Origin of the sequence: Micromonospora sp. NPDC052213, assembly GCF_040679695.1 — a bacterium.
Taxonomy (GTDB): Bacteria; Actinomycetota; Actinomycetes; order Mycobacteriales; family Micromonosporaceae; genus Micromonospora.
This window is the reverse complement of sequence record NZ_JBFAVI010000217.1, coordinates 1-9,830: the sequence shown is the minus strand read 5'-3', so window position 1 is coordinate 9,830 and position 9,830 is coordinate 1. Positions and strand designations below refer to the sequence as shown.

Genomic DNA, 9,830 nt, shown 5'->3' with positions numbered 1-9,830 from the left:
GCCCACCCGGGGCGGACTGGCTTGATCCCTCCGTGGGCACGGTCGGCCGCAGCCCCGTCCCGGAGACCTCCGCCCAGTCGCGCCGGCCACGCGGCTGCTCGGCAACCGCAGGCTGGACGGCTGCGGTCAGTGTGGCGGCTGCCTCCTCGGGATCGTCGGCGCGCATGATCGCGCCGAGCACCGCCACGCCCACCGATCCGGCCGTCACGCAGGCGTGTACCTGTTCGACGGTCTCCACCCCACCCAGCGCCAGGATCGGCACCGGGCTGGCCTCGACCAGCTCCCGCAGCCCGTCGGGGCGCAGGGGTGGGCCGTAGCCGGGCTTGGTGCTGGTCGGGTAGACGGGCGAGAGGGTGGCATAGTCCTCGGTGGTCAGTCGGGTCAGCTCGGCCCGGCTGTGACAGGAGCGGCCGACCAGGCCGAGGCGCGGCGGCGGGTACGGGCCGGCCGACGGCAGGTGCACCGCGTCCCCGTCGAGCGGGTCCGGGCCGGCCACCACCAGCGTGCCGCCGACCTCGGCGAGGATCGCACGCAGCTCGACGGCGAGATCGGCGCGCTCGGCCCGGGGCAGGTCCCGCTCCCGCAGCACCACCCACCGCACTCCCCCGGCGACGGCCCGCGCGACGACCTCGGCCAGTGGCCGCCGCGCCTGCCACCGGTCGGTCAGCACGACGACGCCGGACGGCCCACGCGGGATCTTGGTGGGAGACGGCCCCGCCAAGGGCGCTTCCGTACCAGGATCCGCCGGAACGGGACCGGTGCGGGTCACAGGTCCGGCCGTCCGTCGTCGGGGGTGGATGCCAGGGCGTGGAAGCGGCGGGCGATCCGGCCCGCCCCGTACGCGAGCCGCCCCGCCTCGACCGCGTACCGCATCGCGGTGGCCATCGCCACCGGGTCGGCGGCCCGGGTGACCGCGCTGGCCAGCAGCACCGCGTCGCAGCCCAGCTCCATCGCCAGCGCCGCGTCGGAGGCGGTGCCGATGCCGGCGTCCAGGATCACCGGCACGTCGACGCTCTGCCGGATCAGCCGGATGTGGTGCGGGTTCGACACGCCCAGGCCGGAGCCGATCGGCGCGCCCGCCGGCATCACCGCGGCGCAGCCGACGTCGGCCAGCCGCCGCGCCAGAATCGGGTCGTCCGACGTGTACGGCAGCACCACGAACCCGTCCGCGACGAGTTCCTCGGCGGCGCGCAGCAGCTCCACCCCGTCGGGCAGCAGCGTGCGCTCGTCGCCGATCACCTCCAGCTTCACCCAGTCGGTGCCGAACGCCTCCCGGGCCAGGTGGGCCACCTTGACCGCCTCGCCCGCCGTGTAGCAGCCGGCGGTGTTCGGCAGCAGCCGCACCCCGCACCGGTCGAGCAGGTCCAGCAGCCCGCCGGCGGTGCCGGGGACGGTGTCGACGCGGCGCAGGGCCAGGGTGACCAGTTCGGTGCCGGAGGCGCGGATCGCGTCCTCCAGCACGCGCAGGTTGGCCGCGCCGCCGGTGCCGAGGATCAGCCGGGACGTGAGGCGCACGCCGCCCAGGTCGAGGCTCACCGCGTCACCCGCCCTGGGCGGCGCTGAGCACCTCGACCCGGTCGCCGTCGCGCAGCACGGTCGCCGGCCAGCCGGTACGCGGCACGACCTCCCCGTTGACCGCGACGGCGAGGCCGCGCTGCTGGTCGGTGACCGCGCGGACCAGGTCCGCCACGGTCGAGCCGCCGGGCAGGCTGCGCCCGGCGCCGTTCACCGTCAGTTCCACGTGTGCTCCTCCTCGGGTGCGAAGGCGCCGGAGCGGCCGTCGGCGTCAGTGCCGGCCGGGTCGGCGGTGGCGGCCGGCGCGAACCGGTCCGGGGCGAAGGGGGCGAGCAGCGGGTCCGCCGTACCGGTGACGACCAGCTCGGCGATCAGGTCGGCGGTGAGGGGGGTGAGCACGATGCCGTGCCGGTGGTGACCGGTCGCGGCGAGCACGCCCGGCCGGCCGGGCAGCGGGCCGAGGATCGGGGCGTTGTCCGGGGTGCCGGGGCGCAGGCCGGCGAGGGTCTCGACGAGGTCGTACTCGGCCAGCTCCGGCAGCAGGTCGACGGCGGCGCGGAGCAGGCGCAGCACCGCCCCGGCGGAGACGTCGGTGTCGGCGCGCTCCTCGACGGTGGCGCCCACCACCACCTCCCCGCCGTCGCGGGGCACGAGGTAGACGTGCTCGCCGTCGGCGTACCCCCGGATGACGTGCCGGAAGCCCGGCGCGCCGCCGCCGGGCGCGCGGAGCCGTAGCACCTGGCCCTTCACCGGCCGCACCGGCAGCCCGGTCAGGGCCGCCGCCCCGCAGCCGGCCGCCACCACCGTGACGCGCGCGTCCACGTCGGAGAGCCGGCGCACGGCGGCGGGCACCAGCGTGGCGCCGGCCCGTTCGGCGGCCGTGCGCAGCGCCGGCACCAGCCGGCGCGGGTCGACCTGGTGGTCGGTGGCGGCGAGCGCGCCGCCGCGCACCCGGGGCGCCAACGCCGGCTCGCGGTCCCGCAGCGCCGAGGGGCGCAACGGCGTCACCGGCAGCCCGAGACCCTGCTGGTACGCCCACAGCCGGCGCGCCTCGGCCAGGTCGTCGGCGGTGAGCCCGACCATCAGCGTGCCCTCGGTCCGGTAGCCGACGTCCACGCCGGCGGCGGCGGTCAGCTCGGCGGCGAAGGCCGGCCAGCGGGCGGCGGAGGCGGCCAGCAGCCGCGTCAGCTCGTGCTCGCCGAAGTACGCCTCGGCGACCGGGGCGAGCATCCCGGCGGCGACGTGCGACGCGCCGGACCCGGGGGCGGGGTCGTGCACGGCGACCCGGAGGCCGCGCGCCGCGCAGCGCCAGGCGATCGCCAGCCCGACCGGTCCCGCCCCCACCACGGCGACGTCCGGCCGGCTCAGCACCCCAGCGCTCCCAGCAGCTCCGCCGTCGCCCGGGCCGGATCGGCCGCCCCGGACAGCGCCCCCACCACCGCCACCCCGTACGCCCCGGCGGCCAGCAGCGCGGGCGCGTTCGCGGCGGTCACCCCGCCGATCGCGACCACCGGCACGTCCACGGCGGCGGTGACGGCGCGTACCCCGGCCGGCCCGATCGGCGCCGGCAGGCCGGTCTTGGTGCTCGTGGCGTGGCAGGGACCCACGCCCAGGTAGCTGGCCCCGGCGGCGACCGCCTCGGCGGCCGTCCCCGGATCGCGGGCGGTGGCCCCGAGCACGGCGGTCGCGCCGAGCACCCGGCGGGCCGCCCCGACCGGCAGGTCCGCCGCGCCGACGTGCCCGCCGGCGGCGCCCACCGCCAGCGCCACGTGCAGCCGGTCGTTGACGAGGCAGGGGACGTCGTACGGCGCGCAGAGCGCGACCACCCGGCGAGCCAGGTCGTACGCCTCCCGGTCGGTGGCGTCGTCGGTGACGCGGACCTGCACGACCAGCTCGGCGCGGGCCACCGGGAGGGCGGCCCGCAGCACGGCCAGCGGATTCCGCCCGGGTCGGGTGTCGGTGATCAGATGCAGTCGCCCAAGGGACGGCACGGCAACACTCCTCCCTGCGCCGGCATTACCCGGATCAGGTTCGACGGTCGGGGGCTCTCAGCCCCCCTCTCAGCCCGGTGCACCGGGCTCCCGTGGGTCACTTGCGCGTGTCACCGTACGACGGATCGCCGGATCCGCCAAGGGCAGGACGCGGATTTCACACCGACCGTCCGAAGCCGACGACCGGGGCGGCGCGTGACGACGCGGTCACGCCATGCTGTCCGGATGCCCTCCCCCGCCCGAGTTCCCCCACGCCTGGCGTTTCGCCCCTTCCTGGGCAGTGCCGCCGTCGCCGACGGCCTGGTCACCTGGACGATGCTGCGCGGGCGGTCCTGGCGGCGGCTCCTCCCCGACGTCCACGTGCACCGGGACGGCTACCGGGTGGACGACCACCGGATGTGGTGCGACGCGGTCGCGCTGGCGCTACCGACCGGCGGGGTGATCGCCGGCCGCAGCGCCGCGTACCTCTGGGGCGTCGACCTTCTCGACCGGGACACGCCGGTCGCCGTGCTGCTGCCGCGCGCCGCGCGGATGCGCGCGCACCCGCGGCTGCGGGTGACCCGGTCGGCGGTGCCGGAGTCCGACCGCACCCGCTTCGGCAGGTTGCCCGTCACCACTGCCCTGCGCACCGCCTTCGACCTGGGCCGCCAGGCCCCCCGGGAGGAGGCCCTGGTCGCCGTCGACGCGCTGCTGCACCGCCGGGTGGTGAAGCTGCCCACGTTGCGCGCATACGCCGACGCGAGGCCCGGCTGGCCCGGCCTGCCCTTACTGCGAGAGGTGCTGGCGCTGGCGGAGCCGCTGGCCGAGTCGCCGATGGAGACCCGCCTCCGGCTGCTCCTGCTCGACGCGGGGCTGCCGCCCGCGACCGCTCAGCACGACGTGCGCGACGCCGCGGGCCGCCTCGTCGGCCGGGTGGACCTGGCGTGGCCGGGGCTGCGCGTCGCGGTGGAGTACGACGGCGACCACCACCGCGAACGCACCCACTTCCGACAGGACGTCGCCCGCCTCAACGCCCTGCGCGCGGTGGGCTGGGTCGTCCTCCGCTTCACCGCCGACGACGTGCTCCGGCACCCCGACCGTACCGTCGCCCTGGTCGCCCAGGCCCTCCGCGAGCGCCACCCCGCCCCCTGACCCGCCCGCCCCTGACCCGGCCCGCTCCCCACGCCGACGCCCTCCCGGCTCCTGACCGGCGCGCTGGCGCGCCAGAGCGGCGGAAAACCATGGTGTGCATCTTCCGCCTCCCCCGTGACACCCACGACGTTCCACCCGCTGAGCATCAGGCACGCGTCGGGCCGCCGCCGCGCACGGCCGGCGGCACGCCGTGCGCGATGCGACCCGACGCTCGGTGGAACGTGGTGGGTGTCTGCGGGGCCGGGTGACACCCATGGCGTTCCACCGAGCCCGCGCGGCGCGAGGCGGGCGCGGTGACGGATGGACGGCACCGCACCGGCATCGCGACGCGGTGCCCGGGGCGGTGCCGGGGTGGGTCAGAGGATGGCGCGGAGGGCGTCGACGTCCTCGTCGGTGGGCTGCCAGGCGCCCGCCTCCGCGTTGGAGCGCACCTGCTCGGGCGTGGTGGCGCCGGCGATGACCGAGGTCACCGCCGGCAGGGCGGCCAGCCCGCCGATGGCCACCTGGAGCATCGACAGTCCCCGCTCGTTCGCGTACGCCTCGATCGCCTCGATGGTGTCCCAGTCGGCGGCGGCGAGGCGCTGGGCGTACCGGCCGCCTCCGGCGAGGCGGCTGCCGGCGGGCGGGGCCTGGTCGCGCTTGTACTTGCCGGTCAGCAGCCCGTTGGCCAGCGGGAAGAACGGCAGCAGCCCGAGGCCGAACCGCTCGCAGGCCGGCACCACCTCGGCCTCGACGGAGCGTTCCAGCAGGCTGTAGTGGTTCTGCGCGCTGATGAACCGGGACCGGCCGTTGGACGACGCCACCCAGTCCGCGTCGGCGATCTGCCACCCGGCGAAGTTGGAGTTGCCCAGGTAGCGCACCTTGCCGGCGCGGACCAGGTCGTCCAGCGCGGCGAGGGTCTCGTCGATCGGGGTGCCCGGGTCGGGCTCGTGCATCTGGTACAGGTCGATGTGGTCGGTGCCGAGCCGGCGCAGCGACGCCTCCACGGCGCGGGCGATGTAGCGCCGCGCGCCCCGGGCGCCGAAGTCGGGGCCGTTGAGGCCGTGCATGTCCATGCCGAACTTGGTGGCCACCACCACGTCGCCGCGGCGGCCCTTGAGCGCCTGGCCCAGCATCTCCTCGGAGGCGCCCTGCGGCTCACCGTAGATGTCGGCGGTGTCGAAGAAATTGATCCCGGCGTCCAGCGCGGCGTCGACCACCGCCCGGGTCCCGTCGAGGTCGAGCTTGCGGCCGAAGTTGTTGCAGCCGATGCCGACGACGGACACCACGAGCCCGGAGTCGCCCAACCGGCGGTAGATCATGTCAGTCACGAGATCCACCCTATGCCGGCCGGTCCGCCGCCCGGGGACGCCTCAGCCAACGTCCCAGACCGGCTCGGGGGTCTCCACCACCTCGTTGTCGCCGCGGAAGAGGACGAACCGGTCGAACGAGCGGGTGAACCAGCGGTCGTGGGTCACCGCGACCACAGTCCCCTCGAACGCGGTCAGTCCGGCCTCCAGCGCCTCCGCCGACGCCAGGTCGAGGTTGTCGGTGGGCTCGTCGAGCAGCAGCAGCGTCGCGCCGGACAGTTCCAGCAGCAGCACCAGGAACCGCGCCTGCTGCCCGCCGGAGAGGGTGCCGAAGCGCTGGTCGCCCTGCCCCGCCAGTTCGTAGCGGGACAGCGCCGCCATCGCCGCGTGCCGGTCCATGCCGGCCCGGTGGTCGTCCCCCCGCCAGAGGATCTCCACGAGGGTCTTCGCCATCAGCTCCGGCCGGTCGTGGGTCTGCGAGAAGTGCCCGGGGCGCACCCGCGCGCCGAGCCGGGCCACCCCGTCGTGCGCGACCGGCGCGAGTGCCGCCGCGCCGTCGACCGGGCCGTTGGCCGGGTCGGGGTCGCTGCCGCCGCGGGCGAGCAGCCGGAGGAAGTGCGACTTCCCCGTGCCGTTGGCGCCGAGCACCGCGACCCGGTCGCCGTACCAGATCTCCAGGTCGAACGGGTAGGTCAGGCCGTCGAGTTCCAGCTGCTCGCAGACCACCGCGCGTTTGCCGGTCCGCCCGCCGGTCAGGCGCATCCGGATGTCCTGGTCCTTCGGCGGTACGGGCGGCGGCCCGGCCTCCTCGAACTTGCGCAACCGGGTCTGCGCGGCCTGGTAACGCGAGGCCATCCCGTCGTTGTACGCGGCCTTCTGCTTGTACATCAGCATCAGCTCGCGCAGCTTCTGGTGTTCCTCGTCCCAGCGTTTGCGCAGCTCGTCGAGGCGGGCGTGCCGGGCCACGCGGGCGGAGTGCCAGCTCGCGAAGCCGCCGGGGTGCACCCAGGCGCTGCCGCCCTCCACGGCGACGACCCGGTCGGCGGTGTGCGCCAGCAACTCCCGGTCGTGCGAGACGTAGAGCACCGACTTGGCCGACTCGCGCAGCCGCCCCTCCAGCCAGCGCTTGCCCGGCACGTCGAGGAAGTTGTCCGGCTCGTCGAGGAGCAGCACCTCGTCGGGGCCGCGCAGCAGCAGTTCGAGGGCGAAGCGCTTCTGCTGGCCGCCGGAGAGGGTCCGGACGGGTCGCTCCCGAGCGCCGTCCCACGGCAGGCCGAGCACGATGGTGGCGACGGTGTCGAAGAGCACCTCGGCGTCGTACCCACCGGCCTCGCCCCAGGCCGCGAGCGCGTCTGCGTACGCCAGCTGGGCCTTGCCGGCGGCGGTGCTGTACTTGCCGCGGACCTCGGCCGCCCGCATGGCCGCCTCGGTCTCGGCGAGCCGGCGGCCGGCGTCGCGCAGCGCCGGCGGGGCGAGCGACAGCGCCAGGTCGGCCAGTGTGGACTCGTCGCCGATCATGCCGATGAACTGGCGCATCACGCCCAGCCCGCCGGCCCGCGCGATCGCGCCGGTCTTCACCGGCAGGTCGCCGGCGACCATCCGCAGCAGCGTCGTCTTGCCGGCGCCGTTCGGCCCGACCAGGGCCACCTTGGCGCCCTCACCGACCCGGAACGAGACGTCGGTGAAGAGTTCCCGTCCGTCGGGGAGGAGATGCCCGACGGCTGCCACGTCCACGTATCCCACGCCGGCATCCTGCCCGAGCACCCGCCGGGCGGCCCAACCAATTACCGGGTGACGCGCAGCACCCGGTAGCCCTTCTGGCTGGCGTGCCGCTCGACCTGCCAGCCCTGGTCGGCCAGCCAGCGGTGCAACGAGTCGCCGCCGAGGTGGCGGGCGACCACCAGCCAGGCGACGCCGTCCGGGGCGAGCCGGGGCAGCCAGCGCAGCAGCATCCGGTGCAGCTCGTCCTTGCCGACCCGGATCGGCGGGTTGGACCAGAGCTGGGCGAACGTCACGTCGGCGGGCACGTCGTCCGGCGCGGCGACGCGTACCCGGTCGGCCGCGCCGACCCGCGCCGCGTTGGCGGCGGTCAGCTCCCGGGCCCGCTCGTTGACGTCGACGGCCCAGACGGTCGCCGACGGCGCCGAGGCGGCCAGCACGCAGGTGATCGGCCCGAAGCCACAGCCGAGGTCGAGCAGTGCGCCGGCCGTGTCGGCGGGCGGCAGCTCCGCCTTGCGCAGCAGCACCGCCGTGCCGGGGTCGAGGCGGGCGGCGGAGAAGACCCCACCGGAGGAGGTCAGGGTGTAGTCGCGGCCGGCGACGGCGAATTCGACCTCACGCGGGTGGGCGGCAGTCGCGGGTTCAGCGGTGAAGTAGTGGTCGCCGGTCACGCCGGCAATTCTCGCACCGCCCTCGCCACCGGCCGGTCCGGGGCCGAGGAGCGGACACAGCACGACACGAAACAGTCAGGCACCCAATTTCCCGTTATTACCCCCTAAAGGGGCAATGCCTCCTACCCTGGGCGACATGGTGTATCGGTACGAGTCCGATGAGGAAGCATTCATGGAGTACCCGGAGCCCCGGTCCGGCCGCTCGGTGCTCGGTGCCGGGCCGCCGGCCGGCCCCTCCCCGTCCCGCTTCCCGACGCCGTCGCTGCCCCGGCCCAACCGGGTCGCGCCGCCCCCCGCCGAGCCGGAGCCGGTCCGCGCCTCGGCCCCGGTGTCCCCCGCGCAGCACGCGCCGGCACCACAGGCGCCGCAGACGCCGCCACCAGCGCCGCACACCCCGCCAGTGCCACAGGCAGAGGTACCGCCCGACCCGCAGGCCCTGCCAGCCCCACCGGCCCCGCAGGTCGCGCCCGCCCCACCGGCTCCTCAGGTCGCGCCCGCCCCACCGGCTCCGCAGGCCCCGCAGGTCGCGCAGGCCCCGCAGGCGCGGCCGGACGTGCAGGTGTCGCCGGCACCGGCCGAGCCGGCCGTAGCGACCGATACGCTCGTGGCCACCGAGGCACCCGTGGCGGTCGAGGCACCCGTGGCCGCCGAGCGCCCCGTGCCGCAGCGGGGCGGGGGCGGCCGGCTGTGGCAGGTGCTGGTCGGCGGCGCGGCCGTGCTCGTGCTGCTCGCGCTCTGCGGCCTCGGCGCCGCCGCCCTGCTGGTCGAGCGCGACCAGACGCCGCAGACCACGCCCACCGGCCAGCCCCAGGTGGCCGAGTCGGCCGAGGCCGGGGCGCACGACCTCGACTCCCGGGACACCGACCAGGCGCCGCTGACGGCCAAGGAGCTGTTCCCCGGCACGCAGCTCGTCGTCGCCGACGGGCAGCCCGCGTACCGGGTGCTGAAGACCCACTCCAGCGCCAGCTGCGCGGTCGCGGCCACCGGGGAGGTCGCCGACCTGCTGGTCCGGCTCGGCTGCAACCAGGTGGTCCGGGCCACTCTGCGCACGCCCGACGGCGACCACCTGGTGACCGCCGGCCTGTTCAACCTGACCGATCACGCCAGCGCCGAACGCGCCCGCGACCGGATCCGGCAGATGCTCGACGAGCGGCAGGGCCGGTTCCGGGGCATGCCGGCCGACAACGGCACCGAGGCGATCGCCACCGCGCCGGCTCGGGTCGGCTGGCAGGTACGCGGCCACTATCTCGCGTACGCGGTGGTCGTCCGCGCCGACGGCGGGACGATCAGGTCGGGTGACACGAAGGCCAGAGAGATCCTCTTCGACATGATCGAGCTGCACCTCAACCAGGGTGTGCTGGAGCGCCGGGCGGACGGTGGGACGGCCGGCCAGCCGACCGACGAGGGCGCGGACCGCACCGGCACGCAGGACGGGAGCAAACTGCCGGGCGAGTGACGAACCCCGGGGTGTGGACGGCCGCGAGGTCCTTCGGCGGGGTGGTCTTCAGCTGGAA

General features: G+C 75.9%; 9 protein-coding genes, 1 pseudogene and 1 riboswitch. Of the genes and pseudogenes, 2 read left to right on the top strand and 8 right to left on the bottom strand.

Going from position 1 to position 9,830, the window contains the following annotated elements:
- Positions 1-127: 127 nt before the first annotated feature.
- The 5 genes and pseudogenes from AB0L34_RS30760 to thiE form a co-directional block, all read right to left on the bottom strand.
- Positions 128-697 (bottom strand): annotated as a pseudogene (locus AB0L34_RS30760) (thiamine phosphate synthase); the annotation flags it as partial.
- Positions 698-765: 68 nt separating this feature from the next.
- On the bottom strand, positions 766-1,536 hold the full coding sequence (locus tag AB0L34_RS30755) for a thiazole synthase (RefSeq protein ID WP_363708802.1): 771 nt from the start codon (positions 1,534-1,536) through the stop codon (positions 766-768).
- 4 nt (positions 1,537-1,540) lie between these two features.
- A complete protein-coding gene (gene thiS / locus AB0L34_RS30750; protein WP_132230919.1) occupies positions 1,541-1,741 on the bottom strand; it encodes a sulfur carrier protein ThiS in 201 nt (66 codons plus the stop codon).
- The gene (gene thiO, locus AB0L34_RS30745; protein ID WP_363708800.1) at positions 1,732-2,886 is read right to left on the bottom strand and encodes a glycine oxidase ThiO; all 1,155 of its coding nucleotides are present in this window, start codon (positions 2,884-2,886) and stop codon (positions 1,732-1,734) included. Before thiO ends, thiS begins: the two co-directional genes overlap by 10 nt.
- Positions 2,880-3,506: a thiamine phosphate synthase gene (gene thiE / locus AB0L34_RS30740; protein WP_363708798.1), complete on the bottom strand. Its 627-nt coding sequence runs from the start codon at positions 3,504-3,506 to the stop codon at positions 2,880-2,882. The genes thiO and thiE overlap by 7 nt, the downstream gene beginning before the upstream one ends.
- Positions 3,501-3,609, bottom strand: a riboswitch (TPP riboswitch). It overlaps the preceding gene by 6 nt.
- Positions 3,610-3,731: 122 nt before the next feature.
- Here thiE and AB0L34_RS30735 point away from each other — a divergent pair.
- Complete coding sequence (locus AB0L34_RS30735) at positions 3,732-4,637, top strand: DUF559 domain-containing protein (protein WP_363708796.1); 906 nt, start codon at positions 3,732-3,734, stop codon at positions 4,635-4,637.
- 356 nt (positions 4,638-4,993) lie between these two features.
- On the opposite strand, the gene AB0L34_RS30730 is transcribed toward AB0L34_RS30735, so the two are convergent.
- Genes AB0L34_RS30730 through AB0L34_RS30720 form a run of 3 tightly spaced genes read right to left on the bottom strand, consistent with a single transcriptional unit; the run spans position 4,994 to position 8,316 of the window.
- Complete coding sequence (locus tag AB0L34_RS30730) at positions 4,994-5,956, bottom strand: aldo/keto reductase (RefSeq protein ID WP_363708794.1); 963 nt, start codon at positions 5,954-5,956, stop codon at positions 4,994-4,996.
- A 33-nt stretch (positions 5,957-5,989) separates the two neighbouring features.
- Positions 5,990-7,669 (bottom strand): ATP-binding cassette domain-containing protein, encoded by a 1,680-nt coding sequence (locus AB0L34_RS30725; protein WP_357460265.1) that lies wholly within the window; start codon positions 7,667-7,669, stop codon positions 5,990-5,992.
- Between the two features lie 41 nt (positions 7,670-7,710).
- On the bottom strand, positions 7,711-8,316 hold the full coding sequence (locus AB0L34_RS30720) for a methyltransferase (RefSeq protein ID WP_363708792.1): 606 nt from the start codon (positions 8,314-8,316) through the stop codon (positions 7,711-7,713).
- Positions 8,317-8,452: 136 nt separating this feature from the next.
- Here AB0L34_RS30720 and AB0L34_RS30715 point away from each other — a divergent pair, with 136 nt between their 5' ends.
- On the top strand, positions 8,453-9,772 hold the full coding sequence (locus tag AB0L34_RS30715; RefSeq protein ID WP_363708791.1) for a hypothetical protein: 1,320 nt from the start codon (positions 8,453-8,455) through the stop codon (positions 9,770-9,772).
- The last annotated feature ends 58 nt before the right edge of the window (positions 9,773-9,830 follow it).